A 26,412-nucleotide genomic window follows, 5' to 3' on the forward strand; every position below is an offset into this window, starting at 1 on the left:
ACAGCGGTCTGATCGAAGCAAAAGGGTTGATACCGAGGATGTTGGTGGTTTCCGGGGAATGCGTCGGAAGGGACGGCGGCGGCCGTCGGTAGTTGATGCGTGAAGGAGACGGGTGTGGACGGGATCGTGCTGCTCAAGAATGACCACAAGACGGTGGAGAAGCTGTTCAAGCAGTTCGAGAAGGCCGGGGAGAACGCGTTCGCAGAGAAGCGGAAGCTGGCGGACCAAGTGATCGAGGAACTCACCACGCACACCTGGATCGAGGAGAAGATCTTCTACCCGGCCGCCCGGGAGGCCGCCCCCGACACGAAGGATCATGTCCTGGAGAGCGTCGAGGAGCACCACGTGGTGTTGTGGATGCTGTCCGAGCTCAAGGGCATGGACCCGTCCGACGAGCGGTTCGACGCGAAGATGTCGGTCCTGATGGAGAACGTGCGTCACCACGTGGAGGAAGAGGAGAAGGAGTGGTTTCCCGAGGTCCGCAAGGCCATGGGACGCAACAGGCTCACGCAGCTCGGCGAGGAGATGGAAGCCGCCAAGGCGACGGCACCGACCGATCCGCTTGCCGTCCCGAGCGCTGAGCAGTAGCAAGCGTGGCCAGGAGCGCGCTGGTCGTCATCGACATGATCAGCCGGTACGAGCATCCAGTAGCGGAGCTGCTTCTTCCGTCCGTCCGCGAAGTACTCCCCCACATCCGCACCGCCATCAAGCGGGCGCGGCAGGCGCAGGTGCCGGTCATCTACGTCAACGACAACTTCGGCCAGTGGCGCTCCCACCACGGGGAGATCCTCGACTCCGCCCTCGCCGGACCGCACCGGGAACTCGTCGAACCCCTTCAGCCGGACGAGGACTCCCCGTTCGTCGTCGAGGCCAGGCATCCGATCTTCTACGAGACCCCCCTCGCCTATCTACTCAGCACGCTCGACGTCGGCCGGCTGGTGCTGTGCGGTCAGGTCACCGAGCAGTGCGTGCTCTACTCCGCCTTGGACGCGCACATCCGACACCTGACCGTCACCGTGGTCCGGGACGCCGTGGCGCACATCTACCCTGACCTGGCGCAAGCGGCCCTGCACATGATGAAGCGCAACACAAGCGCGGACATTCGTCTCGCTGCCGACCTCGACTTCTCAGCAGGAGCTGTCTCCCGGCACACAGACCGGCGCCGGCCGGAGGCGCACCTCAGCAAGCGGTGAGCGCAGGGCGCTGCGGTCGGCTGTCCAGGCGGTCGCGATGTGAGCCGCGAGCCGGTCCTTGAGGAGGACCGTGGGCGGGCAGCCGAAGGCGATGTCGGGATCCGGGTGAAGGAGATCTCGACGCAGGCGAAATGGCCCACGAGGCAGCCGCGCATGGAGCGGTAGAGACCGAAGAGAGACATGAGGTTGAGGGTGGCCGGGGGCCGCGGCGGCCATCGCCGCTTTGGCCCGCCCAGCGAGGCGCGCACGACCAACAGGTGCGGGCCGGCTTGATTGAGGTGGTAGATAGAGCGCGGCGTACTCGCGCAGCTGCCATAGTTCGGGTGACACGTAGGCCCCTTCGGCTTCGCCGAACGCTGCCGGTGCGCGCCCGCCGCACGGGCAGCGTATGGTCAGGGCGACCCGTGGACTGCAGCCCAGGCACGCGCCGCCGCTTATCGCAGGCACGCGACAGGGCCCGACATTTGCCGGGCCCTGTCTTTGGTAGCGGGGACAGGATTTGAACCTGCGACCTCTGGGTTATGAGCCCAGCGAGCTACCGAGCTGCTCCACCCCGCGTCGGTGACACCACTTTACACAGCGGCCGAGTTCTCGGCCTGGGGGCCCTTCTGGCCCTGCGTCACATCAAAGGTGACGCTCTCGCCCTCGACAAGCTCGCGGTAGCCGTTGCCGGAGATGCTGGAGTAGTGAGCGAAGACGTCCGGGCGTCCGTCCTGGGCGATGAACCCGAGCCATCGGGGCAGCGGCCGGCGGCGCGGGTGCTACTTGCCCTTGGCGGCTTCCTTGAGCTTCGAGCCCGCGGAGATCTTCACGCTGAAGCCCGCCGGGATGTCGATCGGGTCGCCCGTCTGCGGGTTCCGGGCGGTGCGCGCGGCGCGGTGGGTGCGCTCGAAGGTGAGGAAGCCGGGGATGGTGACCTTCTCATCGCCCCTGGCAACGACATCGCCGACGGTCTCGGCGAGCGCCGTCAGCAGCGCGTCGGCGTCCTTGCGGGTCACCTCGGCGCGGTCGGCCCGGGCGGCGGTCAGCTCACGGCGGTTCATCGGTGGAAGCACTCCGTATCCATAGACCGTCCCGCCCGTCTCATCGCAAGCGGGGCATCTTCCCCCGCTACTCTGTCACCCGTCCTTGACACAGGCCGGTAGCCGTCTCGTCGCTTAGGCCGTATGGGCCATCAGCCTTGTCCCCGTGGCAGAAAGACTGGGCCATCTGCTGACGAGGTCGGGCGTCTCGCTGGGTATGCGGCATCAGGAGGCCGACTGGCAGCCCAAGACCACCGCTACGGATATGTGGGGAACGACATGTCGCACATGCAGCTCTTGGCCAAAGGAGCGGGCCACGGGACACCACCCTTTTGGATCATCGCGATCGTCCTGATCGTGATCGTCGCAGGCGCATTCGTAGTGACAAAGGCACGCAAGAGATAGAGCGCAGGCAGTAGCGAGGAACGTCGTCCGGCCCGGCCGCTGTCTGGCCCTGGGGGTGGTTCACCCCTGAGAGCGGCGCCGGCGGCCCTTTTCACGCGACGGGCGGCGGTGTTTTCCGCGCACCGGCCGCATGTTGGTAGGCAACGGATCCGGGTGGAATCAACCGAGACGTCGCACTCCGTCTCACCGGCGGCCGTGGGGCAGGAGCGGCTCCAGAAGGCGCCACTCCGCCTCTGTCAGCTCCCCCGACCAGTCACGCATGACCCAACGTCAGGGGGACAGAACCGCTGGACCCTGCACTGGAAGACCGCTTTGAACGCCTTCGACATCACCTTCGACGACCGGCTCTCCGCAGCCCGTGAGTAAGCCCGAAACCCCCGGTTACACCGATCGATTGACACACCCGGGGAGTCATGAGAACGCGGAACGGGGGCACAGGAGCGGGCAGGTGAACGGTTCCGGCCGGGACAGCTGGCCGGTGAAGAGGAAGGCTTCTTCTATGTCGCAGGTCGAAGAGTCCGTTGAGGTCGACGTTCCCGTGCGTACTGCCTACAACCAGTGGACCCAGTTCGAGTCGTTCCCGCACTTCATGGACGGGGTGGAGCGCGTCGATCAGCACACCGACACCATGACGCGCTGGGTCGCCAAGATCGGCGGAGTGACCAAGGAGTTCGAGGCGAAGATCACCGAACAGATCCCCGACGAGCGGGTCGCCTGGACGACGCTGAGCGGCGAGGTCAGGCAGGCCGGCGTGGTCACCTTCCACCGCCTTGATGAGAACAGGACGAAGGTGATGCTGCAGCTCGACTACGACCCGGACGGCTTCGCGGAGAACGTCGGCGACAAGCTCGGCTTCGTGAAACGCCAGATCACCGGCGACCTGAAGCGGTTCAAGGAGTACATCGAGGACCGCGGTCGCGAGAGCGGGTCCTGGCGGGGCGAGGTCTGAGTTCAAGCCTCGCCGTGTGCACGCTGGCCTCTTCGAGTCGATGTCGGCCTCTTCGGCGAGACTCCCCGTGTCAGGCCGGAAGACATGCGGGACAGCGAGCTCGACCTCGGGCGCAATGACACCCCACCCGCCACTCTGAGCCCCGGACCACATCGGTTCGGGGCTCAGGCGTTGAACAGCATGGACTCATCGTTCCCGTTGCCGAGGGCATTCTCGGGCCGCCCCCTGGTGCCTGCGGAAGTCAGCCGGTGCGTCGCAGCGTGGGCGGCGTCCAGGCGCCGCTGAGGGCCTCCTGTCGGGGCTGGTACAGGCGGAGGAAGACGTTGAAGCTGCCCGCCGGGGCGGGGAGCCAGTTGCTCTCGAGTTCGAGCCCGGGGTGCTCGTGCTGGACATGGATGTCCAGGGACCCGTCGGGGTTGGTCCGCATACCGCTGCGATCGCCGATCGCGTACCGGTCGAGCGGGTTGTCGGCGAAGAGCTGTCGCCGGTTCATCATCGTGAGGGACCAGAAGCCGTCGACGGGCGGGGTGTCCCCGGCGTCGAAGTGGCACGTAAGTGTGGGAGCCGTCGAGGGCGCGGCCGTCGGAGTCGGTGGTGGCGTGCGGGTACAGGGCGTCGGCGTCGAGGTTGGCGCCGTACCCGAAGCGGGTGATGACGGCACGTTTGGCGTAGTCGGTGCCGTAGTCGCCCAGGCCCCGGTGCACGGTCCAGCCGCCGGAACTCGCGGACTCCGCCTGACTCAGCAGGTCACGCAGGACCTGCGGACCTCGCCGTGCGCCTTCGTCCAGGGCGGCGAGGGCATCCGAGGACAGGTCGTCAAGCCTTGCCCCGGGAGCGATTCCGACTCTGGCGACGCCGTCGAGGAACCCGGCATCGGCAGGGGCCGGAGGATTGTCGATCATCATCTGGTTGAGCAGAGTGAAGTACTCGCGGCCGCTGAGGGCGTGGACCTGGTCGACGGGCGCCGTGGTCGTGTCGGCCCCCGCGGGGACGGGGACGTCGACGGGAGGGACGTAGTCGTCGGGATCACCGGTCCACTGCGACAGCGGAACCAGCCGTGTGCCGTCTTGCAACCGGTTGACGGCCGGGAAGTCGGACGGGCCGCTGGTCGCGTAGCGGGCGATGATCCAGTTCACGGCGGTGGGCGACCTCAGCAGGGTCAGGCCGACGGGAGTCGCCTCCGACCAGGAGGGCCCAGCGATCAGGAACGGGCCGGCGGACGGTCCGTTCCTGCGTTGGCCGACGACGGCACAGACATTCGACCAGGCGTCCAGGACGGGGACCATCCAGAACCGATCGCCGAACTCGGGCAGGGCCAGCACCAGAGGCTCGTCGGAAAGGTCGAGCCAGGCACTGGAGTACAGGGTGTCGGCGTTCGGCGAGACGACCTCGGTGAACGACGCGTCCGGGGTGGCGCGCATGTAGCAGAACTGATTGACGGGGGCCTTCCTGCGCGAATCGTCCCGGGCCGGTACCGCCGTCATGCTGCTCTTCGTCACAGCCGCCGTGACCAGCGGATACCCGTAGATCCACGCTTCTGTGGCCAGCTTCGCCATCGACTCGTCCGTCATCGGATTCTCCCAGAGGCCATAGGACGTCTCGTCCGGGCCGACGCTACGAGCGACGCCTGCCTCCCGCGCGGCGAGTCCGCCGAACGAGTGGCCGGGACGGCGCGGTGGAGCCGGGACCCTCGTGGGATCCCGCCGGGCAACGGCCGTCACCCCCTGGAGGCGGTGCGCCCGGCCGGCGCCTGCTGCGGGACTGAGAGGAAGGCGCCGACCCGTACACGCCCGGTGCTGTGAACTGGGGTCAATGGCCGAGGGCGTTCTTCAGCTGCTGCTTGGTCATCGTCGAGCGGCCCTCGATGCCGCGCTTCTTCGCCTCCTGGTAGAGGTCGTCCTTGGTCCGCTCTAACCACCCCCCGCCCCCGGACTTCTCCCCGCCGCGCTGCGAGGCGGACTTGCCAACGAGTGGCCCGACCAGAAGCATCCCTTCCAGCTGACCACCGGCCGCACGATCAACCACTTCCACACCCGCACCAAGACCGGCCGGGTCCCCGAGCTGGTGGAAGCGGCGCCGGAGGTGTGGGTGGAGGTCGCGAAATCCGACGCCGCCTGCCTTGGCCTGGCCGAGGGCGACCTCGTCGAGGTCACCACCCATTGCGGGACCCGACGCGGGCGGCTGCGCAAGCGAACGGTCCGCCCCTGAGTCCTGTTCGTACCCTTCCACTACGGCTACTGGGACACCCCCGCCGGCAACGCCCCCGCCCCCGGGACGCCGGGACGCGCCGCGAACGAGCTGATCCCCACCCGGTGGGATCCCGTCTCCGAGCAACCCCAGTTCAAGACCGCAGCGGCCGCCCTCACGCTTATGGAGCGATCCGGTCCTCCGGCCTTCGATCCGGGCACGAGCGATCCAGGCGCCGTCAGTTCGAGCGGGCGTCCTCGAAGCTGATGCCGCCGCTCCGGCGGAGTTCGGCAGCCATGTTGCGCTCCATCATCCGCAGCGCCGCATCCGCGAGCTCGGCGTCGATGTGGGCGACCGCATCCGTGGCCACGACGACGTCGAGGTGCCGGATGTGGGCGTCCAGCGCCGAGTACAGCACGCACTGCTCGGTCACCTGCCCGCACAACACCACCCGCCGCACGTCCAGCTGACCCAGCAGGTAGGGCAGAGGCGTCTCGTAGAAGACGGAGTGCCGCGCCTTGACGACGAACAGCGACTCCTCGTCCGGCACGATCGGCTCCACCAGATCCGCACGGGGGCCGGCCAAAGCCGCTTCGAGGATCTCGCCATGGTGGGAACGCCAGCGGCCGAAATTGTCGTTCACATATACCACCGGCGCCTCTGCGGCCCGGGCCCGCTCCAGGAGCGCCTTCACACCCGGCAGCGCCGTACGGACGGAGACCACCAGCACCTCGGCATCCTCATGCTCGTAGGTATTCAGCATGTCGATCACGATGAGTCCGCTCCGGTCCACGACTCCCTCTCCTCCCGTCACATCCGGCCCCTGCGCCTTCGGGGCCGGAGCGGCGCGTGCCCCCTATCGCCTCGGGTATACGCGAATCGTCAGAAAAGCTCATATCGGACATGTTCGCTTCGGAAGGAGTTGGGGTCATGGAAGGCCAGGCAGTAACCCAGCCGGCCACCAGCCGCGTATCGCTCGATGGACGGGTCCGCACGTGCCGTCCCGCCGTGGTGCGCCAGACACGCACCGACCGCGCGGACGAGGAAAATCCGGCCAGCCAGGACTGGAACATCATCCGCGGCGAGGACTGACGCGGCATGGTGACCTGCCGCAGCCACAACAGATTCCCCACTCTGCGGCCAAATCCCCGTCAGGCTTATTGTCCGGGTATAGCCCGATCGGCCGGGTAGGCGCGGCATATGAACCAGAACCGAGAACTTGCGGTCGTGACCGGCGCTTCCAGCGGTATCGGGTTCGAACTGGCCCGCCAGCTCGCCGATCGCGGCTACGACCTGATCGTCAACTCCGCCGACGAAGAAGGTCTGCGCGTCGCGGCGGTCGAAATCAGGGACCGCACCGGAGCAGTGGTGCAGACCGTACAGGCCGACCTGCGCCACTACGAGGACGCCGAACGGCTCGTCACCGCGGTGGCCGCCACAGGTCGGCCTGTGGCCGTCGCTGCTCTCAACGCCGGCGTCGGCGAAGGCGGGGCGTTTCTCGATACCGACCTGGAGGACGAGCTCGAGATCGTCGACCTGAACGTCCGTTCCACGGTGCATCTGGCCAAGCAGCTGCTGCGGCCGATGGCCGCGGCGGGCGGGGGTCGAATGCTGATCACCTCCTCGATTGCCTCCACCATGCCGGGCTCGTTCCAGGCCGTCTACAACGCCTCGAAGTCATTTCTTCAGTCGTTCTCGCAGGCTTTGCAGAACGAGCTGAAGGACACGCCGGTGACGGTGACCGCGCTGATGCCTGGCCCCACCGACACCGACTTCTTCCGCCGCGCGGACATGGGCGACACCAAGGTCGGCCAGGGTGAGAAGGACGATCCCGCCCAGGTCGCGGAGCAGGGCCTGGACGCGCTCTTGGCCGGCAAGGACAAGGTCATCGCCGGATCTCTGAGGACCAAGGCACAAGGCCTTGCGAACAAGGTCCTGCCCGACAGCCTCAAGGCCGAAGGGCACCGCCGGATGGCCGGACCCGGATCCGGCGACCAGTAGATGCCACCTGCCGCAGCCGCACCCCCGATCGACGGGTATCCGTACGAGAGGCGGGATTCGGGCCGATCATCGGGGTAGCCGGATCACATGGACACCACTACCGAAACCACGCCCCTGCGCGCCGTCGCTCTCGTCTGCACGCTCTCGCCGTCGCCGAAGCCGTCCAGCTCGCAGCTGCTGGCCGAACAGACGATGGCCGCGCTCGCTGATCACGGCGTCACCGGAAAGGTGGTCCGCATCGCCGACCACGACGTCAAGCCCGGCGTCGAGACCGACATGGGCGAGGGCGACGCCTGGCCGGAGATTCGCGCCACGATTTTGGGCTGCGACATCCTGATCCTGTCGACGCCGATCTGGCTCGGCCACCCTTCCAGCGTCGCCCAGCGCGTCCTGGAGCGCCTGAATGCCGAACTGGGTGAGAGCGACGACGAGGGCCGCATGCTCACCTACGGAAAAGCCGCCGCGGTGTGCGTGGTCGGCAACGAAGACGGCGCCCACCACGTCAGCGCCGAACTCTTCCAGGGCCTCAACGACGTCGGATTCTCCCTCGCCCCGAACGCGGTGACCTACTGGGTCGGCGAGGCCATGCAGGGCACCGACTACCAGGACCTCGACAAGACCCCCGAGAAGACTGCGGCCGCCACCAAGACCCTCGCCACGAACACCGCCCACCTCGCCCGCCGCCTCAAGTCCGCCCCCTACCCGCCCTCCTCCTGAAATCGCCCCCCTGACCGCTCCTGCCGAAAGGGAATTTGTGATGCCCTCCCACGACCAGCCCCGACTCACCGACCCCTTGAGCCGGTATCCGCAGCCCCCGTTCCCCGAACAGGACCAGGATCACCCCGGGGCGACCGAGTCCATGGACCCCCGCCCGGATCACGGTGAGGAATCCTACGAAGGCCACGATCTGCTGCGGGGACGAAGGGCGCTGGTAACCGGCGGGGACTCCGGGATCGGCCGGGCCGTCTGCCTGGCCTTCGCCCGCGAGGGCGCCGACGTCGCCTTCACCCACCTCCCCGAGGAAGCCGGCGAAGCCGAAGAGACCGCACGCATGATCCGCGACGCCGGCCGCGCAGCCGTCGCCATCGCCTGCGACATCCGCAACGAAGACGAATGCACCGCCCTCATCGACAAAACCGTCAGCGAGCTGGGCGGCATCGACCTGCTCGTCAACAACGCCGCCTACCAGATGTCCCAACCCGAAGGCATCGAAGCCATCACCACCGAACAGTTCGACCGCGTCATGAAGACCAACCTGTACGGCATGTTCTGGCTCACCAAAACGGCCCTCGCCCACATGCCACGCGGCGCCTCGGTGATCAACACCGCCTCCGTGCAGGGCTACCAACCCAGCCCGCACCTCCTCGACTACGCCATGACCAAGTCCGCGATCATCTCCTTCACCCACAGCCTCGCCCAGATGCTCGCCGAACGCGGCATCCGCGCCAACGCCGTCGCACCCGGACCGGTCTGGACCCCGCTCATCCCCGCCACCATGCCCGACCCCACGGACTTCGGTAAGCAGTCTCCCCTGGGCCGCCCCGCACAGCCGGCGGAGATGGCGCCCGCCTACGTGTTCCTGGCCTCCGACCAGGCCTCCTACATCACCGGCGAGATCGTCAACGCCACCGGCGGAACACCCCTGCCGTGACACCCGACGAAGCCCTGCGCCGGATCGCCTTCCTCCTGGAATGGCGCGGGGCCTCCCCCTACCGGGTGCGGGCCTTCCACACGGCGGCCGATGCCGTCCGCAACCTACCGCCCGGCCCCGTGGACGCCGACCGGGCCGAGCAGCTGCCCGGGGTGGGGCCGGTGACCGCCGAGGTGATCGCCCAGGCCTCGACCGGAGCAGTACCGCGCTACCTCGCCCGACTGGAGACCGAGACCGATCCGGGCGCCCGTGCCGGCTGGGACCTGGCGGCGGGGACCACCGGGGACTGCCACCTGCACTCCGACTGGTCGGACGGCGGCAGCCCGCTGCAGGACATGGCCGACGCCGCCCGCGCCCTGGGCCACCAGTGGGCCGTTCTGACCGACCACTCGCCTAGGCTGACGACCGCCCACGGCCTGAGCCGTGAACGCCTCGAAAGCCAGCTGGAGGCCGTGGCCGCCGTAAACGCCCATATGGGCCAGGATTTTCGGCTGCTCACCGGCATCGAGTGCGACATCCTCGACGACGGATCCCTCGACCAGGACGAAGACCTGCTCGGCCGCCTCGACATCGTCGTCGCTTCCGTGCACTCCAAGCTCCGCTCGGATCCCGGACCGATGACCGCTCGTATGCTGGCTGCGGTACGTAACCCGCACGTCGACGTCCTGGGCCACTGCACGGGGCGGATCATCACCGGCCGCGGGCGCCCGCAGTCCCGGTTCGACGCCGAAGCCGTGTTCGCCGCCTGCGCGGAGGCCGGCACCGCGGTGGAGATCAACTGCCGACCCGAGCGTCGCGACCCGCCCGACGAGCTGCTCGCGCTGGCCACCGCCGCGGGCTGCCGGTTCGCCGTGGACACCGACGCCCACGCTCCCGAACAGCTGCACTGGCAGAGCACGGGCTACGCGCGTGCCGCCCGGATCGGATTGGGAGCGGACCGGCTGATCACCACCTGGTCGCTGGAGCGGCTGCTGACCAGCAGGACCGGCCGACCGTGAGGCACCCGCGTTCGCACGGTGACAGGGCGGCGTCTTCTCCTCCATTGCCCCACCCCGAATACGCAGGGAGGCGAGATGGGACACGGCGGGAATGTGATCATCGACGAGCTGATCGCCGACCACCGGGAGGTCGAAAGACGTCGGTCATGGGTGCGTCTGCGTCGAGCGCCTCGGTGCTTGGCCCGGTGATCGGCGCCGCGGCTGGTCAGCCCGGCCAGGTGCCCGTCAGACGCCGTATCGCTACAGCCCCCGACCGGTCGACCGAGGCCTTTACCACGGCGAAGATCGCCCCCTGGATGGCTGCGGCGAGCAGGATCTGCTTCCACGTCCGGTCCTCGTCGGTGGCGTCAGGAGCATCGCCCTCGCCCTCGATGATCTTCCACGCCTGCTTGAAGGCGGCGCCTGCGATCACGCCGCTGAGGGCGCCCAAGGCCATCCCCACGGGCCTGTAGGCGATCTTGGATGCCTTCATCGTCGATGCCCCCGGCTGCGGCGGACCAGTAGGAAGACGGCTACGGCGGCTGCGACCACCACGAGCGGGTTGCCGTTGGCGCGTGCGGCGGTCGCTGCCTGGCCGGCCTTCTCCAGGAGCGGGTCCGGGGTCTTGTCCTTCACCGCGTGGGCGGCCTGCCCGGCCTTCTCACGGAGCTGCTCGGAGAGCAGCGCTGCTTTCGCGGCGGCCTGGTCCTTGACGGCGGCTGCCTTCTCCTTGGCCTGCGCCTTGATGTCGGCCTTCGCGGCGAGGGCCTCGACCGTCTGGCCCAGCTCGTCGCGGGTGCGCTCAACCTGATCACGCAGTTCGGCGGAGCTGGGGGCGGGGGTGCCGATGTCGGTTCGGGCGTCGTCGTTCATCGGTGTGCCTTCTCCTTGATCTCGGCCACGTCGGCCTTGACACTGTCGATGGTCTGCTGGGGAGCCGGGGTACCGGCCCGGGCGATCTGCTTCTTTCCTGCCAGGGCGGTCCCGGCCGCCACGACTCCCAGGGCCGCGGTGATGATGAGAGCGGCCGCCCACACCGGCAGAACCAGCGCGAGAGCGGCGATGCAGGTTGCCGTCAGAGCCTGGAGTGCCAGAAGGCCGATGATTCCCGTGGCGCCGAAGAGGCCTCCGCCCTTCCCGTAGCGCCTGCCCTTCTCGGTCATCTCCGCCCGGGCCAGTTGCATCTCCTCGCGCACCAGCTCGGACATCTGCTGCGAGGCGCGTGAAACCAGGACGCCCACCGAGTCGTCGGCGGCGTGGGGCTGTCGCTCCACCGTGCTCATGATGGGGACACCTTGCCTTTCGTCAGTCTGCTGTAACGGGCGGCCCGTCCGTCAGATCTCCTGCTCAGCGCTGGTGGGGTCCTGGAGGGGCGTCGGCGCTTCGCTCGACCGAGTCGACGCCGTTCCGGGGCGGGCATGTTGTCGTCACGGCGCGCCTGCCCCGAAATGACGCTGGCACCCGCGCGGCAACCTGCGTTGTACAGAAGGCGGGCCTTCGGCCCGCAGCCGCCACCGGAGTGGCCGGGCCGTGCTGATCTCGTGGCGAGCCGTCTGCAGGTATGGGTCAATGCTCCGTCCGGCGGTGGTCGTCGTCGCTCCACGCACGGGTGTCACGGGGCTCGACGTAGGGCTCCTCGTCCTCGGGCAGCCCGCCGGCGATCGCACGCTGTCGGACCATTTCAGCGTCGAATTCCAAACCGAGGAGGATCGCCAGATTGGTGATCCACAACCACACGAGGAAGATGATCACGCCTGCAAGGGCGCCGTAGGTCTTGTTGTAGGAAGCGAAGTTCGCGACGTAGAACGCAAAGCCGACCGAGGCGGCCATCCAGATCACCAGCGCGAGGAGGCTGCCCGGCGTCACCCACTCGAAGCCGCGGCCCTTCGCGTTCGGCGCGGCCCAGTAGAGAACCGCGATCATGATTGTGACGAGGAGGACCAGCACCGGCCACTTCGCGATCGACCACACCGTCAGGGCGGTGTCCCCGAACCCCAGGGCAGTGCCGGCCTGCTGGGCGAGAGAGCCGGAGAAGACGACGATGAGCGCGCTGGCGCAGGCCATGACCATCAGCGTGACGGTGAGAGCAAGGCGCAGCGGGAGGACCTTCCACACAGGGCGGCCTTCAGGCATGTCATAGACGGCGTTCGATGCGCGGATGAACGCGGAGATGTAGCCGGACGCCGACCACACGGCGACGACGAGGCCGACGACCGCAAGGAGCGATCCGACGCCGGAATGGCCCTGGAGCTGCTGCACGGCGTCGGTGATCACGTCCCGCGCGGAGCCGGGCGCCAGTTTCTGCAGGTTGTCCAGCACCTGCTTGGTGGCGGACTCCCCCGCGAGGCCCAGCAGGGACACCAGCACGAGCAGGGCGGGGAAGAGGGCGAGGACTCCGTAGTAGGTCAGTGCTGCGGCCCGGTCGGCGAGCTCGTCGTCCTTGAATTCCTTCACGGTGCCGCGCAGCACCGCCTTCCACGACCGCTTGGGCAGCTCGGTTGGCCGGTCGGGGGCCCGCTCCTCCACCTGCGGGTCCGGGCCCGCCGAGTTCTCGTGGCCGGTGTCGCCGTGCTCGTCGTTCCCGTCTGGTCCTGGCTTCGATGTGCGTGTCATCCCCTGCGGCTTTCCACCGCGGCGCCAGTCATGTCCGCGAGAGCGCACGGGAAGCCGGGCCTCCTCGGCGGGGCGCCCGGACTTCCCGCGTCTCGGTGGGGCCGGCCTCCCCGTCTACCGGCGGCGCGACACCAGGACAGGGAGCCGCCGGGGCCGGGGTGGCCCCGGTACGGGAGGCTTCTACAGCCAGCCGTTGCGGCGGAAGGCACGGTAGAGGGCGCCTGCCGCGAGGGCCATGAGAACGACGGCCAGCGGGTAGCCGTAGGTCCAGCCGAGTTCCGGCATGTGTTCGAAGTTCATGCCGTACACGCCGGCGACCATCGTGGGGATCGCGAAGATCGCCGCCCACGCGGAGATGCGCCGCATGTCGTCGTTCTGCCAGGTGCCCACGCGGGCCTGCTGCGCGCCGAGGACGGAGTCCAGCAGTTCATCCAAGGTCCGCACCTCGATGTCCGCACGGTGCAGGTGATCGGCGACGTCACGGATGTACGGGGCGATCTTCGAATGACGGTCCTTCTCGCCCGGGTCGCCGGACAGGATGCCTTGGACCACCGGTACGAGTGGCTGCACGGCATCACGGAATTCGCGGACCTCGCGCTTGAGGGAGTAGATGTTCTCGGTGTGGTCGACGCGGGTAGTGGAGAACACCTCGTCCTCGAGCCGGTTGAGCGTGGCCCGCACTCTTCGGGCGGCGTCGTTGTACGCATCGACGACGACATCCAGCACGGCGTGCAGCACAGCCTTGGGGCCATGGCTCAGCATGCCCGGATCTGTGTCCAACCGGCGAGCCGCCTCGGTGCAGGGATCGATCGTCCCGTGGGTCACGGTGAGTACGCTGCGAGGCCCAACGAAGATCATGATGTCGCCGGTCTCCACCGCCGATTCCTCTTCCACGTACCGAAGGGTCTTCAGCGCAACGGCCAGGATGTCGCCGAAGCGCTCGCGCTTCGGACGCTGTCGCCCGTGGAGCGCGTCCTCGACAGCCAGGGGGTGAAGGCCCAGTTCCTCGGCCAGCTCCACCAGTTCGCTTTCCGAGGGATCTGCCAGCCGGACCCAGGCGAACTCACTGTCGTCCAAGCCCGTCAGCCGCTTGAGGATGCGCTGGCATGCGTCGTCCGGCAGCTCGCGCTCCACGTGCTTCGACCAGCCAGAGACCTGGTCGTATATGACACATTCCATCACCCTCGCATACCTCACCAGCCCCGTTTCATGCGCCCGCAGCCGGCTCTCGCCCGCGTCCGCCGTGTGGCGTGAGACAACGGAGCCAGCTCGTGTAGGCGTGTAGACGTGAGTAAGGAGCGCTCCCATGAACGCATGGAGTGAACGGGTGCCCGAGTTCGGAGTGCGGGAGCTGATCGGGTGGCGGGTGCACGTCAGCGAGGCGGGCGGCGCGCTGATCATCTTCGTGGGCGCCGTCTAGGCCTTCGTCCGCTTCGCCACGACCGGCCTGCGCAGGCGCTCCCTCATCGCCGAGTCCAACGAGATCCGCCTCAGCCTGGGCCGCTTCCTCGTCCTGGGGCTGGAATTCCAGCTGGCGGGCGACGCCCTGCGAACGGCACCCCCCGTTGGGAGTGCGCCCCGACGCGTATCGCTCGGCGGTCTGGGAACACGAGCGGTCATGCACGGACCACATGCGCGTCCCGCGAACAATCCGTTCGACCCAGCGCCCACAGTGCAGGTGTCTCCATCTGGCCGAACCAGCGCCACACACTCGCGGTGAAGCCGGATCAGCGGCCGGCTTCGCCGCCGCATCCTGGCGTACCGGGCAATCGGATTCCTGTCCGCGCACATCCCGGACCCCGCGGGATCGGGCGAGGAATGCCTGCTCCTCGTCCACATCCGCCAGGTCGTCGGCCAGGTCCGCTACAGGATCTGCCCTGACTGCGCCCGGGGTGTCATCACCGCGGTCATCATCGACGAACGGTTCCACAGCGCCGGCCTGGGAACGCGGGCGCTTTCGCACCTGCGTTCCCGCCACCCGACGACTGCCTGGCACAGCCCTGCGACCCGGCGCATCGGACGGGACCTCCTGCGTCGCATGGGTATTCCCGCAATCACCTCTGGCACGTCTTGCAGCCATGCGCGCCCGCCACTGCCTGGCCCGGTGCCGACCCCTTCCTGACCAACGACCCGTCACCTGTACGAAACTGCGCCTTGTGCGAAGCGGCTGGGTGACACCTCGGCGCCCTGCCCGGTGCCTCGGGCACAGAAGTGGTCAGCGGCGTCCGGGCCATGGCCCCACACACCGCAGTGATCGTCCTGCCCTGGCCTTCGACGGACTGCTGCACGCCGTGTCGGCGACGCCGTCGGAGACGGTCCCGACGCCGTGGTCCTCGGCGTCTGTCTGCACATCACCCGGCGCACTCGTCCAGACCCGCCACCACAGCACCGATCTTTGCACCTCACGGATCGTCTGGTGGTCGCGTAGCTCGGCCCAACCCCGCCCCGGCCACCTGCGCTCTCCCCACCCCGCCCAGAAGGCCCCTTCTCAGGTCTACGGGTTCGCTGCACGCCCTCCCCGGGCGGCCTCAGGGGCCCCGTGGTTGCCCCTGAGGCAATGTCGCCGCTAGTTCTCGTGCAGGCGCATGCGCAGTGCGCTGCGTTCGTGGTTCCAGGCTTCGCGGATGTGGCTTGCGAGACGGTCTTCGAGGAGGGCGGTCGCCGCACAGCCGAACGCGATGTCCGCTTCGAGCCCAAGTTCGTCGGCGAGGAGGCCGTCGATCACTTCGGGGCGGACGACCTGCTCGTGGACTGCGTCGGCCTCGACGTGTTCGGCCTAGAAGTGCTCGGCGGCCGGCCCCGCGCCGCAGCGCCGCATGGCCTTGGCCAGGCGACGGGAGCCGGGCGATGAGGTGACCTCGACGCACGCGAAGTGACCGACGAGCGCTCCGCGCATGGCCCGGTGCAGGCCGAAGAGCGACATCAGGTTCACGCTCGCGAGAAGGGGTGCCGGCGCCTGATCCAAGTAGCGGCCGTACCTGGGGTCCAGCCCGAGGTCGGTCATGAGATCGGCGAAGAGCTGTGCATGGATGCGGTCGGCGCGGCCGGCGCCGAACTCGTCGTATTCGATGGCGACCATGGCAGCTTTGGCTCGCCCGGTAAGCCGGGGGATGACCCAGGCGTGCGGGTCGGCTTCCTTGAGGTGGTAGAGGGAGCGCAGGGCCGCGTACTCGCGCAACTGCCAGAGTTCTCCCTCGGTTGCGAGGTGGTGGCTCAGGCTGCCGGAGAGTCGATGGGCTCGACGAGGAGCGGGGCGAAGGCGTCCTCGACCGTTCGCGGTGCATCAGACAGCTCGGTGCGCAGGGCGTCCAGGAAGCGCGCTTCCAATGCCTGGCGCAGTCGCAGCAGGTCCGGGTCCCACTCGCGTGCGTCGTCCACACCGTCGAAGCCTCGGTAGTGGAGCTCGTAGAGGAGGTAAAGGGAGAGCTGGAGGTCCTCGCCCCACGGGTCGGCCTCCAGTACCGCCCCGGGGGCGCACTGCGGCGGGCTCCCGGCGCGCAGAGCGTCCGACACTGCGCAGGACAACACGCCCCGCCCTCCTACCAGATGGGGCCCGGGACAGCAACGGTGACCGGGGCCAGGCTGGGAGGCGGCATCACGGGTTCCTGTCGTCAGGCGGCGGAGCGGTTCGCTCGCCGGGGGCGGTGGCTGGTGTCGCACCAGGGGTACGTACGGCTGCGCCGGCAGGTGCAGATGGCAACAGTGAAGCGGTCTGAGCGGGCGATCGTCCCGTCGTCCCGGACGATTTCGACGGGGCCTTAGATGAGGACGGGCCCCTGCGGGTCCACGGACACGCGGCGGACGGGCTTCACACCGTCGGCCGGGCAAGGGCCGGGGTCAGCGGTTCTGGGCACGAATGACCACCAGCTCTTCCCTATCCTGGGCCTCGCTCGCCAGGCCCTGCCGCTCCAGCCAGATCCGCCGCGAGCGCAGGACCGGGCCCCAGGGTACGGATGCCTTCGCTGTGACCTGGGCGGACAGCCCTGCCCCGGCCAGCCGGTCCACGGTCTCCTCGGCCCCGCACATGCCGGAGTGCACCATCAGCAGCGCGCCGCCGGGGCGCAGCAGAGCGGAAGCGGTCGCGCAGATCCGGTCGATCACGAGGCGTCCGTCCGGCCCAGCGTCCCAAGCTCGCTGCGGCCCCCGTGTGGGCAATGCCAAGCCCGGAGCAGGAACGTATGGCGGGTTCGCCATGATCAGGTCGAATCGTCGGCCGACGGTACGGGCCTTGAAATCGCCGTGCAGGACGCGCACCGGAAGCCTCTGGATCAGGGCGTTCATACGCGCTGTTGCGACGGCCGGCCAGGAGACGTCGACCGCCGTGACCGCGGCACCTCTGCGAGCGGCATGCAGAGCGAGCGCGCCGGTCCCGGTGCCGATCTCCAGGACGCTGGTGCGGAGCCCCAGCTCCTCGTGGGCGAGGGCCTCGGCGCGCAGGTGGGTGTCCGCCTGCGGCCGGTAGACACTCGGCAGGGCGACCAGGCCGCCGGTCAGAGTCCCCAGGGCGAGAGCCGTACTGGACATCGCGTTCCTCCGGGGATCGTGGCGCCTGTAAGGCCGCTTCCTGGACGTCATACGGCTGCCCATGGTCGGTGACCTCATGCAACGTTTCGGCGGTCTTCGCAGTATCGGAGGGAAACGGAGAGGAGATCACCGAGCGAAGGAGTAAGGGCTGGCGGGAACGGGCTCACCGCAGCGGCCACGGTGAGCCCGTCCTCGCCGTTTCCCGCCCCAGGTCCTTTCAGACTGCGGGCGGGAACCTGTCCCAGGCCCGGTGCTCGGCCAGGGCTGCGGTGACGGCCGCTACGACGGCCGTACCGTCCTCCCCCAGCGCGACACCCGGGTCGTCGGCTGTGATGCCGGCGGTCTCGAGGAGCTGGTCGGCGCCGTTCCAGCCGCCGATGGCCTTGCCGTGCCGGTACGCCTCGGTGACGAGCAGGAGCACGCGCGGGTCGATGGCTTGCGGGGGCCGGGCAGCGCCGGCCTTGGCGTCGCGGGCGCCGTACGCGTCCGCTCCGGCTTGGGGCACACCGGCGAGCAGGACGGCGTCGAATTCGGTGGAGCGGGCCGTGGCGTAAGTCCGCTGAACCCCGATCGGATCGCCGGGACCGAGGGTGCCGCCGGTCGGGGCGATGACGAGGGGAACCATGCCGACGTCGAGGACGGCTTGCCGGACGGTCCGTACGCCGTCCAGGTCGGCCTCCGGGTCGGCGATGATGCCGATGACGCGGCCATCAGTCGGCCAGGTACCGCCAATCTGGGAGAGGGCCGGGCTGGGATCGGATTCGGCGAGCGGCTCGGTGGCCGCCGGGGCCGGCAGTCCGAGGCCCGCGGCGACCTGTTCGCACAGCTGCGGGTCGATGTTCGCCAGGACCTGGAGGGTGCGCTCCTTGACCGCCTGCTCATAGCACTTGCTCAGTTCGAAGGTGTACGCGGCGATGATGTGCTCGCGTTCGGGCGGGGTCATGCTGAGCCAGAACAGCCGCGGCTGGGTGAAGTGGTCCGAGAACGAGGCGGGCGCCTCACGGACCTTGCTCGCCGCCGGAACCTTCACCGGTGTTTCGATGAAGGCTCCCGTGTCGGCTCCGGCGAAGAAGGGGCACCCGCCGTCGAGGCTGTTGGGGTGGTAGGGGGCGACCCCGGTGTGGACGGCACTCTGGTGCGTGCCGTCGCGGAGCATGTCGTTGACGGGGGCGTGCGGTCGGTTGATCGGGATCTGACCGAAGTTGGGGCCACCGAGGCGGCTGATCTGTGTGTCGAGGTACGAGAAGAGGCGGCCGGCGAGCAGCGGGTCGTCGGTGACGTCGATGCCGGGAACCAAGTGTCCCGGGTGGAAGGCGACTTGCTCGGTCTCGGCGAAGTAGTTCTTGGTATTCGCGTCAGGCGGAACGTATGGACGCCGAAGCCCTCCATCATCCGGAAGGACCTCGGGATCCCGCGGTCGGACATGTTCCACAGGGTGTGATGCGTGGCTTCGGTGTGGAGCGAGACGAAGTCCCAGAACGTGTCGTGCGCGCTCTGCGCCTGCGGGATCTCCCGGTCGGGGTGCGGCTTGCCGGCGTGGATGATGTCGGGGAACTTGACGGCGTCCTGGATGAAGAAGACCGGGATGTTGTTGCCGACCAGGTCGAAGGTGCCTTCCTCGGTGTAGAACTTCGTCGCGAACCCGCGGGTGTCACGCACCGTGTCCGCCGAGCCGCGCGAGCCGAGGACGGTGGAGAACCTGACGAACACGGGTGTCTCCACGTCCTTCGCGAGGAAGGCGGCACGCGTCACCTCGCCTGCGGTTCCATAGCCCTGGAAGACCCCGTGCGCGGCGGCTCCGCGCGCGTGCACCACTCGTTCCGGGATTCGCTCGTGGTCGAAATGCGTGATCTTCTCGCGCAGATGGTGGTCCTGGAGAAGCACCGGCCCTCGTGGTCCAGCCTTCAGCGAGTGATCGGTGTTGTGGAGCCGTGCCCCTTGGGCGGTGGTGAGGTGGGCACCGCTCTGCGCCACGCGTGCCTGCTCCGAACCGGTGGCCTGCCCAGTGGGGCTCACGGTCTCCGGCCCTTCCTGGTCCGCTTTGGGCGGGAGAGGCTCCGCGGGCTGCGTCAACTCGACCACGCCTGGGGACACCGGCCCAGGCTTGCCCGGCACGCCGTCCTCGTCCGGCTCCGAGGCGGCAGGGCTGTACTTCGTTGTCATCGTCTGTCTCCAAAAAGTGGGCTGTTGAACTTGAGCCATGACCGGGATGCACCCGCTCCCAAACAGCGGCCAGCTTCTGCTCACCCACCTCAGCGGCGTTCCGGGCATCTGCCTCGACAGCAGAACGGTGGTGCGTGCCCACCGGCCTCCTATCGACCCGCGCGCCGTAAGGAGCCCGGTGGCGCACCACCGCGGGGCGGCTGAGAGCCGTCGGATCAGGGCGGGAAGAGGACCACGAAGACGCCGTCCTGATGCTTCTGGAACATCTCGTACGCGTCCGACGCCTCTTTCAGGGACGATCAGTGCATGACCAATTCCTCGGCGTCAGAGGGTCACCGTCGGTGAGCTAGGGACGCTTCCCATGGGTCGGGACGAAGGAGAGCGAGCGACGCCGACCGAGAAGTGCGACACCCCTACCGCGTCCGCGCCAGTCACTCTTCGCAGAGCACGCGGACGCTCGTGACCTCCGTGTCGGCCGCGTCCGGCACGACCATCCCCGCCTCCACCCCGGTCCGCAGGTAGCGCAGAACATCTCCGGTGAGGCGCTCGCCAGGCAGGGCAGCCGGGATGCCGGGAGGGTAAGGGGTCAGCATTTCGGCCGCGACCCGACCCTCCGCCTCCTGCCAGGGCACCTGCTCTGTCCGACCGAAGAAGGCGTCACGGGGCAGCGCCGCCTGCTCCAGCCTCAGCCGCGACGGCGGCGGGACGTCCACCGGCTGTCCGGTGCGGAGCTCCGCAGCATGCGCGGACAAATCGGTCAGGGCCGTCAGAAGCACCTCGGCTGTGTCGCTGTCGTCGGCGTGGGTGAGCTGGGCGCTGATGCGGCGATGGTCGGCGATGTGGAGGTTGATGCGGTGCTTGTCCCGCAGCCAATCGGCGGCGTGGTAGCCGGTGACCTCCCGCGCGCTGATGTCGATGATGATCTGGAGGGGGTCCAGGTCTGCCGCCCGGCCGGGCCCGCAGAAGTCGTCGCGGCCGTGCACGTGCATCCCGTCGATTCGGGAGATCCGCTCGCGGGTCTTTTGTGCGAGGGCGAGTGCGTGGTCGTAGAGGGCCTCGCCCTGCTCGACCATCTGACGGCGCCAGCCGTCCAGCGCCGCATAGACGAGGGACGAGGGGCTGGTGGTCCCCAGGAGGTCCTCACGGCTCTTGAGCACCTCCGGCCGGACCAGGTCCCCCTGGAGGTGGAAGACGGAGCCCTGTTCGAGACCCGAGCCCATCTTGTGCACGGAGGTGACGCACACGTCTGCGCCGGCGTCCATGGCCCACGTGGGAAGGTCGGGGTGGAAGGGCAGGTGCGCGCCCCATGCCTCGTCGACGATCAGGGGTCGGCCCCTGCGGTGGCAGACCGCGGCGATCGCGGCCAGGTCCGAGCAGGTGCCGTAGGGAGTGGGCGTGGTGACCAGTGCGCCGCGGGCGTCGGGGTGCTCGGCGAAAGCCGCCTCGAATGCCTCGGCGGTCGGCGGATGGGCGAGGTGGCGCTCGGCGTCCCACTGCGGATCCACCCAGACGGGCCTTATGCCCGAGAGGATCAGGCCTGACACCACGGATTTGTGTGCGTCCCGGCCGACCAACAGCTTCTCGTGCGGCCCGGCGACGGACAGCATGGCCGACTTCACCGACAGTGAACTGCCGCAAGTGGAGAAGAACGCGTGCTCCGCCCCGACGTCGTCCGCCATCAGTGCTTGGGCCTCCTCCAGGACACCGTGGGACGACGTACGGTCGTCCAGGCCGCTGGTGGCGAGCACATCGGACCGGAACACCGCTTCGCCGAGCACGGCCCGCACCCTGGGATCGGCGCCTCGTCCCTGTTTGTGTCCCGGGGGCGTGAACGGGGTCTGACTGCTTTCGTGGTAGGCGGCCAACGCATCGAGTACCGGTGCCTTCGACTGGTCCATGTCTCGCGCCTGCCCCGAGACCCTCGGCGAAAACGGACATCAGGACGAGGCCGGACGCAGATGGTGCTCCAGCCAGTCCGCGGCGGCGGCGCGGGCACAGACACCGGTTTCCCCACACCCAACGGGGGGGTGCTCAGCGGCACGCCGATGTCCACGCACTACGGGATGCCGGGCACAGCCGTCGCTCGATCCAGCGACAACTCGGCATGACCTGGCGGACAGTGAAGCAGCTAGCTGACGCTGCGGAGCCGGAGGATCTGTTCACCGGGCAGCGACAGAACCGCCCATTGGTCCTCGACGACTACAAGCCCTACCTGGACGACCGCTGGAACGAGGGCTTCACCAAGAGTGGTCGGCCAGGTCGCCGTGCAGGACGGAGTCGGTGTACGCCAGAGCGCCCATGGCCGTCGGCTGGTCGTAGGCAAGGTCGGGCCGACGCAGGTAGCGATCCAGGTAAGCGGCAAGCAGGTCAGCATCCCGTGCGGTGCCGAAACTCGCCAGCGCCACGCAGTAGGCCCCACCCGCGCAACAGACCTCGCTCTCCAGCAGCAGCGCTCCCAGACGCTCGCGGAAGTGGTCACGGCGCGAAACAGCGGCGAGCCATGCCGCGGTCCGCCGCTCGCGCCAGCCGCGCTGCCCTCGAAAAGGATGGTGAGCTCGGCGTCGGAAACAGCCTCCGCATCAGCGGCCAGGGCATGAACGAACGGCTCCTACTCCTCGCGCGACATGCGAAGTACTGCTCCGCCAAGCTTCAGGTAGCGGCGCGCCGGGAGGCAGTAGCGGCGGTACAGAGCCTGTATCTCGGGGTCGTAGCGGATCACCACCCCATCCTCTCGCGACGAGCAGGTCGGATGAGCAGGGTTTCGACAGCACGCAGCGTTATTGCTCCACAGGCGATGAGCCAGAACCCATTCTCATGAACAAAGCCAGAGTACGAGGAGCGGTCCGGCCGGTCGGAGAAGGTGGAGTGCGGCCTGGAGGACGAGACCTGCCAGCTGGGGTTGAAGCGGCTGCGTGGCCTGGGAGAGGGTGAGTTCGGCTGGGTGCGCCTTGTGGCCCCTGCCGAGGCCGGGCTTTAGCAGCTGGCGGAGGAGCTGGGCCTGCATCCTTTGGCGGTCGAGGACGCGGTCCAGGCGCAGCAGCGCCCCAAGCGCGAGCGTTTCGGTGATGTTCTGGCCGTCGCACTCAGGTCCGCTGTCCGTGCACGCTGTCCTCGACGTCGTCGTGGACGCCTACAGCCACGCCGCGGACAAGGTGAGAGCCGCGCTCACCAAACTGGAGGACTGCGTTTTCTCTACCTCTCGCGTCGACCACACCGAGCAGATCTACTCCCTCAAGCGTGAGGTGCGGGAGTTCCGTGACGCCGTACAGCCGCTCGTCCCCGTCCTGCAGTCGCTCCTGACCGGGCCGGAAGCGGACGGGCATGCTCATCCGCCGAAGGTACTGCCCTACTTCCGCGATGTGGCGGACCACCTGAACCGTACTGACACCGAGGTACGCACCCTCGACCAGCTGTTGAATTCGGTCCTGGACGCGCAGCAGGCGCGGGTAGGTACCTGGCAGAACGACGATATGCGCCGTATCTCGGCCTGGGCGGCGATCTTCGCGATCCCCACCATGGTCGCCGGTGTCTACGGGATGAACTTCGAGCACATGCCCGAGCTGCGGTGGAGTTTCGGCTATCCGCTCGCGCTGGCGCTCATGGCGATGGCCTCGGGGCTCCTGTACCGAGCCTTCCGCCGTAACGGCTGGCTCTAGGCCAGACGCCGTCAAGGATGCAGCCCGCTTGGTGTGGGTACGTGCCCCAGGCCAGGCGGAGAGGCACAGAGGGCCCGCACGTGCGGCAGCAAGGCTGTCGGTGGCTGTGGCTGTGGCTGTGGCTGTGGCTGTGGCTGTGGCTGTGGCTGTGGCTGTGGCTGTGGCTGTGGGGATGATGCTGGACGAAGTCGGGGTCCTTCAGCTGGTCGGGGTCGGGCACCTGCCTGTGCGGAATAGGACGCCGTCCGGCGAACGACCCTCCCAGGGGACGCAGTCCTGCATGGTTGTCCTGGGGGGCAGCGTTGTCGATGGCGTTGCCGATGGCTGCGCGGACGATCTAAGCGAACGCGCCGCGTGGACAACGACACTAGGATGCTGCGGAGTTGACCAAGCGGAGGGGATCACTGTGCGAGCGACGCACCGGCATGTCATGCATCTGGCTCTCGTGGCTGTGCTGGCCGGTTTGGCGGGGTGTTCCGACGGCTCGTCCGGGACGGACGCGGACGCCGGGGCGCCGGGTGAGGCCCCTGGCGTCAAGCCACCGGTCGCGGCGAAGGCGTTCGACCCTCCGGCGAAGTTCGGCGCGGAGATCGCGCTGTCCGTGGACGAGGACGTCAAGGACTGGGGGTTCGCCCTGCACGGGCCCAGGCTCTACCACCGGACCTCCGCGGCCCTCGACGCCTACGACACCCAGTCCGGGCAGAAGCTCTGGTCGTCCCCTCTCGGCCGCAAGGACTGGTACACCGGCAAGGAGGGCCAGCCGAGCGACGACCAGACGATCCCCCCGGTATTCGCCCAGCAGGACGGGCAGACGGGTGTCCTCTTCGCGTTCGCCGACTACACGAAGGGCTCGGGTACCGAGCGCGACCGGACCGACGTCTACCTGCGGTCCGTCGACGCGGACAGCGGCAAGGTGTCCTGGACGGTCCGGCTGCCCGCGCCCAAGGGAGCGACCGTGGGTGATTTGGAGCCGGCGGTGATCGGCGCTGAGGGCGGAACCGCGGCCGTCAGGGTCCTCACCAGCAGGGACGATTCGGGCAGTGACGGCGGTCAGAGCGCCACCACCTACGCCGTTGACCTGAAGAGCCACCAGGTGACCTGGCAGAAGGACGGTTTCGCGGGCGGCGTGCTGGACGGCGGCGTCGTCATCGGTGCCCAGCTCGGCGACGAGGCGACCTTCCAGGTCATCGACGGCTGGCACTCCCAGAAGGAGGACCTCGCCCTCGCGGGCCTGGCGCTCACGGACGGCTCCCCGCGCTGGAGGCAGGAGGGCCGCGCCGCAGTGGAGGTCGAGCAGGTGGGCGGCGGCTTCTTCGTCGCGGGCTCGCTGCGCGACAGCCGTACGGGCGAGCGCGTCCCCAGCTCACCGGGCGGCAGCTTCATCCACTGCTTCCACGACCAGCGGTCCGTCGTCGTGTGCGACACCAAGGAGACGGCTCTGGGCATCGATGCCCAGAGCCGCAAGGTGCTCTGGAGCATCTCCGAGGACGGCCCCTCGCGGAAGAAGCCCGAGGTCCACAACGCCTTCCACGGTGCCGTCTACGCCACCGCCGGCGCTGACGGCGTCATCCTCGACGCACGCACGGGCAAGGACCGCGGTCTCTACGACGGGGCGAGCACGTACGTGATCAACGAGTACGCAGCCGTGGGCATCGACATGAATGTGTATCCCGCGACCGGATGAGCCGGGTCGATCTGCGGTCGGCGCGTGGGTACCCCGGAGCAGCGTCACTTAGCCGGGATCGGCTGGGTGAGGTTCAGCGGGTTGCCGTCGGGGTCCTGGATGTGGGCGACGCGCTGCCCCCACGGCATGTCCCTGGGGCCGCTGCGGATCGAGCCGCCCAGCGCCGTCACCCGGCCGAGCGTGTCGACGACGTCGTCGACACCGATGCTGAGCAGGATCCGCGGTGCCGCCGCCCCGGTCCCCGGGTTCGTCTTGGCCACCAACCCGAGGTCGGTGTCGCCGATGCGCAGGCCGAGGTAGAAGGCCGGGCCTTCCGCCGGTACCCGGAAGATCTCCTCGGCGCCGAACAGTTTCGTATAGAAGCCGACCAGGACGTCCTGGTCGGCAGTGATGATCACTGGCTGGATGGTGGACATGGCACTCCTGTCGAGAACGGTCGTGTCGCTGGGTAGACCGTTCGAGGACGGTGAACTCATCGGCAGACCAGTTCACCGGACGATCCCCGCCCCTGACTGCAGCCCACGGCCAACACGAGCACCCCGAAACGGGGTCACGCCACCCCTGCTGACCAGCCACGTCAAGATGGCGAGGCCGCTATGGCCGGCCGGGCGTGCGATGGCCATAGGTGAGGGCCGGTTGCGGGACTGCGCAGACCTGGCCCCGGAGTGCCTCCACTTCGCCAGCAAGGGCGGCTTCGGCTCGATTGGCTTCGGCCCGCGCGGTGCGGGTGCCGCGGCCCTCACCCACGGGGACACGGACCGTGGAACGGCCGGCACGACGGAAGCCGTCGCACGTGCAACGGTGACCGCCCTCCTCCCCCAGCCCAGGCGCAGCCGAGCGGCGAGCGCGAGGTCTACTCTTTCGCCCTGCCCCACGCCCTGCCGTGCCAGTGGCTTCGACGAAGGGGTGCTGGTGACATGCGGTGGTGTCGAACTGTGACAGGGAAAGACCTGGTGAACGGCAATGCCGCAGCGGCGTCACAGCCCTGACGCCTACCGTTCGCTATGGCCGGAAGTGACTGTTGGTTGGTCATGGCCAGGCGCACGCATGAACACGACGAGTACGTTTCCGGAGTCCGTTCTGGTCTCTGGGACCCCTACCGGAACGGTGCTGCTGCAGGTGACCCAGACGGTGCTCCCTGCCGCTTCTGCCGTGCTCTGAGTGACTCGGAAGGCGACACAGCGCCTTCCTTTCCGAAGTCAGACGAGTAGGAGGCTTCCCTCCACACCTCCCTCCCGACCTGCCGCACGTGGACGCATACGGGCACTGCCGCTCCCGGGTAACGGGGGCCGCTGGAAGCGGTGACGTGCAACAAGGTGAACCTCAAGCGGACCGCCACGCCCGGGCGCCGTCACCTGACGGGGCGCCCGTGAACAGCGGACTGGCT

General features: G+C 68.5%; 23 protein-coding genes, 1 tRNA gene and 6 pseudogenes. 12 read left to right on the top strand and 18 right to left on the bottom strand.

Going from position 1 to position 26,412, the window contains the following annotated elements:
• Nucleotides 1–114 precede the first annotated feature (114 nt).
• Together OG392_RS00385 and OG392_RS00390 are read left to right on the top strand one after the other, a co-directional pair.
• Nucleotides 115–588: a hemerythrin domain-containing protein gene (locus tag OG392_RS00385; RefSeq protein WP_329274183.1), complete on the top strand. Its 474-nt coding sequence runs from the start codon at nucleotides 115–117 to the stop codon at nucleotides 586–588.
• A 5-nt stretch (nucleotides 589–593) separates the two neighbouring features.
• Nucleotides 594–1,193: an isochorismatase family cysteine hydrolase gene (locus OG392_RS00390; protein ID WP_329274184.1), complete on the top strand. Its 600-nt coding sequence runs from the start codon at nucleotides 594–596 to the stop codon at nucleotides 1,191–1,193.
• A 481-nt stretch (nucleotides 1,194–1,674) separates the two neighbouring features.
• Here OG392_RS00390 and OG392_RS00395 read toward each other — a convergent pair.
• From OG392_RS00395 to OG392_RS00405, 3 genes are all read right to left on the bottom strand, one after another.
• Nucleotides 1,675–1,751, bottom strand: a tRNA-Met gene (locus OG392_RS00395).
• A 14-nt stretch (nucleotides 1,752–1,765) separates the two neighbouring features.
• Nucleotides 1,766–1,936 (bottom strand): cold shock domain-containing protein, encoded by a 171-nt coding sequence (locus OG392_RS00400; RefSeq protein ID WP_329286984.1) that lies wholly within the window; start codon nucleotides 1,934–1,936, stop codon nucleotides 1,766–1,768.
• Between the two features lie 18 nt (nucleotides 1,937–1,954).
• Nucleotides 1,955–2,236, bottom strand: a complete 282-nt coding sequence (locus tag OG392_RS00405; protein ID WP_329274186.1) for an HU family DNA-binding protein — start codon at nucleotides 2,234–2,236, stop codon at nucleotides 1,955–1,957.
• Nucleotides 2,237–3,119: 883 nt separating this feature from the next.
• On the opposite strand from OG392_RS00405, the gene OG392_RS00410 reads away from it, so the two are divergent.
• Nucleotides 3,120–3,569: an SRPBCC family protein gene (locus OG392_RS00410; RefSeq protein ID WP_329274187.1), complete on the top strand. Its 450-nt coding sequence runs from the start codon at nucleotides 3,120–3,122 to the stop codon at nucleotides 3,567–3,569.
• A gap of 241 nt (nucleotides 3,570–3,810) precedes the next feature.
• On the opposite strand, the gene OG392_RS37450 is transcribed toward OG392_RS00410, so the two are convergent.
• Both OG392_RS37450 and OG392_RS00420 read right to left on the bottom strand, forming a co-directional pair.
• Complete coding sequence (locus OG392_RS37450; protein ID WP_443055042.1) at nucleotides 3,811–4,230, bottom strand: DUF1214 domain-containing protein; 420 nt, start codon at nucleotides 4,228–4,230, stop codon at nucleotides 3,811–3,813.
• A gap of 445 nt (nucleotides 4,231–4,675) precedes the next feature.
• Nucleotides 4,676–5,140, bottom strand: a pseudogene (locus tag OG392_RS00420) (DUF1254 domain-containing protein); the annotation flags it as partial.
• Nucleotides 5,141–5,534: 394 nt separating this feature from the next.
• On the opposite strand from OG392_RS00420, the pseudogene OG392_RS37455 reads away from it, so the two are divergent.
• Nucleotides 5,535–6,023, top strand: a pseudogene (locus tag OG392_RS37455) (molybdopterin dinucleotide binding domain-containing protein); the annotation flags it as partial.
• On the opposite strand, the gene OG392_RS00435 reads toward OG392_RS37455, so the two are convergent.
• Nucleotides 5,995–6,549, bottom strand: coding sequence for a cysteine hydrolase family protein (locus tag OG392_RS00435; protein WP_329274191.1), 555 nt, complete (start codon nucleotides 6,547–6,549; stop codon nucleotides 5,995–5,997). The pseudogene OG392_RS37455 and the gene OG392_RS00435 overlap by 29 nt on opposite strands.
• 137 nt (nucleotides 6,550–6,686) lie before the next feature.
• On the opposite strand from OG392_RS00435, the gene OG392_RS00440 reads away from it, so the two are divergent.
• The 5 genes from OG392_RS00440 (at nucleotide 6,687) to OG392_RS00460 (ending at nucleotide 10,406) form a co-directional block, all read left to right on the top strand.
• A complete protein-coding gene (locus tag OG392_RS00440) occupies nucleotides 6,687–6,848 on the top strand; it encodes a hypothetical protein (RefSeq protein ID WP_329274193.1) in 162 nt (53 codons plus the stop codon).
• A 108-nt stretch (nucleotides 6,849–6,956) separates the two neighbouring features.
• Entirely contained in the window at nucleotides 6,957–7,757 is an 801-nt protein-coding gene (locus tag OG392_RS00445) for an SDR family NAD(P)-dependent oxidoreductase (RefSeq protein WP_329274195.1), read from the top strand.
• 87 nt (nucleotides 7,758–7,844) lie between these two features.
• Nucleotides 7,845–8,474: a flavodoxin family protein gene (locus tag OG392_RS00450; RefSeq protein WP_329274197.1), complete on the top strand. Its 630-nt coding sequence runs from the start codon at nucleotides 7,845–7,847 to the stop codon at nucleotides 8,472–8,474.
• Between the two features lie 40 nt (nucleotides 8,475–8,514).
• Complete coding sequence (locus OG392_RS00455) at nucleotides 8,515–9,408, top strand: SDR family oxidoreductase (RefSeq protein ID WP_329274199.1); 894 nt, start codon at nucleotides 8,515–8,517, stop codon at nucleotides 9,406–9,408.
• A complete protein-coding gene (locus OG392_RS00460; protein ID WP_329274201.1) occupies nucleotides 9,405–10,406 on the top strand; it encodes a PHP domain-containing protein in 1,002 nt (333 codons plus the stop codon). The genes OG392_RS00455 and OG392_RS00460 overlap by 4 nt, the downstream gene beginning before the upstream one ends.
• Nucleotides 10,407–10,611: 205 nt before the next feature.
• On the opposite strand, the gene OG392_RS00465 is transcribed toward OG392_RS00460, so the two are convergent.
• From OG392_RS00465 to OG392_RS00485, 5 genes are all read right to left on the bottom strand, one after another.
• Entirely contained in the window at nucleotides 10,612–10,878 is a 267-nt protein-coding gene (locus OG392_RS00465) for a DUF4235 domain-containing protein (RefSeq protein ID WP_329274203.1), read from the bottom strand.
• A complete protein-coding gene (locus tag OG392_RS00470; RefSeq protein ID WP_329274205.1) occupies nucleotides 10,875–11,258 on the bottom strand; it encodes a DUF3618 domain-containing protein in 384 nt (127 codons plus the stop codon). Before OG392_RS00470 ends, OG392_RS00465 begins: the two co-directional genes overlap by 4 nt.
• A complete protein-coding gene (locus OG392_RS00475; protein ID WP_329274208.1) occupies nucleotides 11,255–11,668 on the bottom strand; it encodes a phage holin family protein in 414 nt (137 codons plus the stop codon). The genes OG392_RS00470 and OG392_RS00475 overlap by 4 nt, the downstream gene beginning before the upstream one ends.
• A 283-nt stretch (nucleotides 11,669–11,951) precedes the next feature.
• The gene (locus OG392_RS00480) at nucleotides 11,952–12,998 is read right to left on the bottom strand and encodes a YihY/virulence factor BrkB family protein (RefSeq protein ID WP_329286988.1); all 1,047 of its coding nucleotides are present in this window, start codon (nucleotides 12,996–12,998) and stop codon (nucleotides 11,952–11,954) included.
• Between the two features lie 180 nt (nucleotides 12,999–13,178).
• Nucleotides 13,179–14,132, bottom strand: a complete 954-nt coding sequence (locus tag OG392_RS00485; RefSeq protein ID WP_329274210.1) for a magnesium and cobalt transport protein CorA — start codon at nucleotides 14,130–14,132, stop codon at nucleotides 13,179–13,181.
• A gap of 298 nt (nucleotides 14,133–14,430) precedes the next feature.
• Here OG392_RS00485 and OG392_RS00490 point away from each other — a divergent pair.
• Nucleotides 14,431–14,718: pseudogene (locus OG392_RS00490) on the top strand (DUF1622 domain-containing protein); the annotation flags it as partial.
• Between the two features lie 846 nt (nucleotides 14,719–15,564).
• On the opposite strand, the pseudogene OG392_RS00495 reads toward OG392_RS00490, so the two are convergent.
• The 6 genes and pseudogenes from OG392_RS00495 to OG392_RS37460 all read right to left on the bottom strand — a co-directional run.
• Nucleotides 15,565–16,544 (bottom strand): annotated as a pseudogene (locus OG392_RS00495) (iron-containing redox enzyme family protein).
• Between the two features lie 65 nt (nucleotides 16,545–16,609).
• Nucleotides 16,610–16,744, bottom strand: coding sequence for a CDGSH iron-sulfur domain-containing protein (locus tag OG392_RS00500; RefSeq protein WP_329286990.1), 135 nt, complete (start codon nucleotides 16,742–16,744; stop codon nucleotides 16,610–16,612).
• A 91-nt stretch (nucleotides 16,745–16,835) separates the two neighbouring features.
• Nucleotides 16,836–17,522, bottom strand: a complete 687-nt coding sequence (locus OG392_RS00505) for a HemK2/MTQ2 family protein methyltransferase (protein ID WP_329274212.1) — start codon at nucleotides 17,520–17,522, stop codon at nucleotides 16,836–16,838.
• 217 nt (nucleotides 17,523–17,739) lie between these two features.
• Nucleotides 17,740–19,685 (bottom strand): annotated as a pseudogene (locus OG392_RS00510) (catalase).
• A gap of 431 nt (nucleotides 19,686–20,116) precedes the next feature.
• Nucleotides 20,117–21,583 (bottom strand): aminotransferase class I/II-fold pyridoxal phosphate-dependent enzyme, encoded by a 1,467-nt coding sequence (locus OG392_RS00515; RefSeq protein WP_329274214.1) that lies wholly within the window; start codon nucleotides 21,581–21,583, stop codon nucleotides 20,117–20,119.
• 339 nt (nucleotides 21,584–21,922) lie between these two features.
• Nucleotides 21,923–22,156 (bottom strand): annotated as a pseudogene (locus OG392_RS37460) (DUF6000 family protein); the annotation flags it as partial.
• A 627-nt stretch (nucleotides 22,157–22,783) separates the two neighbouring features.
• Here OG392_RS37460 and OG392_RS00525 point away from each other — a divergent pair.
• Together OG392_RS00525 and OG392_RS00530 are read left to right on the top strand one after the other, a co-directional pair.
• On the top strand, nucleotides 22,784–23,341 hold the full coding sequence (locus OG392_RS00525; protein ID WP_329274216.1) for a CorA family divalent cation transporter: 558 nt from the start codon (nucleotides 22,784–22,786) through the stop codon (nucleotides 23,339–23,341).
• A gap of 430 nt (nucleotides 23,342–23,771) precedes the next feature.
• The gene (locus OG392_RS00530; RefSeq protein WP_329274218.1) at nucleotides 23,772–25,025 is read left to right on the top strand and encodes a hypothetical protein; all 1,254 of its coding nucleotides are present in this window, start codon (nucleotides 23,772–23,774) and stop codon (nucleotides 25,023–25,025) included.
• Nucleotides 25,026–25,069: 44 nt separating this feature from the next.
• Here the strand turns inward: OG392_RS00530 and OG392_RS00535 are convergent, their stop codons facing one another.
• Entirely contained in the window at nucleotides 25,070–25,441 is a 372-nt protein-coding gene (locus OG392_RS00535; protein ID WP_329274220.1) for a VOC family protein, read from the bottom strand.
• Between the last annotated feature and the right edge of the window lie 971 nt (nucleotides 25,442–26,412).

The organism is Streptomyces sp. NBC_00691, assembly GCF_036226665.1.
Lineage (GTDB): Bacteria > Actinomycetota > Actinomycetes > Streptomycetales > Streptomycetaceae > Streptomyces.

What these genes read in the sequence shown, in the direction of transcription:
- OG392_RS00405 (WP_329274186.1), bottom strand. Translation starts at nt 2,236, where the DNA reads ATGAACCGCCGTGAGCTGACCGCCGCCCGGGCCGACCGCGCCGAGGTG.
- OG392_RS00450 (WP_329274197.1), top strand. Translation starts at nt 7,845, where the DNA reads ATGGACACCACTACCGAAACCACGCCCCTGCGCGCCGTCGCTCTCGTC.
- OG392_RS00470 (WP_329274205.1), bottom strand. Translation starts at nt 11,258, where the DNA reads ATGAACGACGACGCCCGAACCGACATCGGCACCCCCGCCCCCAGCTCC.
- OG392_RS00410 (WP_329274187.1), top strand. Translation starts at nt 3,120, where the DNA reads ATGTCGCAGGTCGAAGAGTCCGTTGAGGTCGACGTTCCCGTGCGTACT.
- OG392_RS00505 (WP_329274212.1), bottom strand. Translation starts at nt 17,522, where the DNA reads ATGTCCAGTACGGCTCTCGCCCTGGGGACTCTGACCGGCGGCCTGGTC.
- OG392_RS00535 (WP_329274220.1), bottom strand. Translation starts at nt 25,441, where the DNA reads ATGTCCACCATCCAGCCAGTGATCATCACTGCCGACCAGGACGTCCTG.
- OG392_RS00445 (WP_329274195.1), top strand. Translation starts at nt 6,957, where the DNA reads ATGAACCAGAACCGAGAACTTGCGGTCGTGACCGGCGCTTCCAGCGGT.
- OG392_RS00440 (WP_329274193.1), top strand. Translation starts at nt 6,687, where the DNA reads ATGGAAGGCCAGGCAGTAACCCAGCCGGCCACCAGCCGCGTATCGCTC.
- OG392_RS00465 (WP_329274203.1), bottom strand. Translation starts at nt 10,878, where the DNA reads ATGAAGGCATCCAAGATCGCCTACAGGCCCGTGGGGATGGCCTTGGGC.
- OG392_RS00515 (WP_329274214.1), bottom strand. Translation starts at nt 21,583, where the DNA reads ATGGACCAGTCGAAGGCACCGGTACTCGATGCGTTGGCCGCCTACCAC.
- OG392_RS00475 (WP_329274208.1), bottom strand. Translation starts at nt 11,668, where the DNA reads ATGAGCACGGTGGAGCGACAGCCCCACGCCGCCGACGACTCGGTGGGC.
- OG392_RS00480 (WP_329286988.1), bottom strand. Translation starts at nt 12,998, where the DNA reads ATGACACGCACATCGAAGCCAGGACCAGACGGGAACGACGAGCACGGC.
- OG392_RS00455 (WP_329274199.1), top strand. Translation starts at nt 8,515, where the DNA reads ATGCCCTCCCACGACCAGCCCCGACTCACCGACCCCTTGAGCCGGTAT.
- OG392_RS00530 (WP_329274218.1), top strand. Translation starts at nt 23,772, where the DNA reads ATGCATCTGGCTCTCGTGGCTGTGCTGGCCGGTTTGGCGGGGTGTTCC.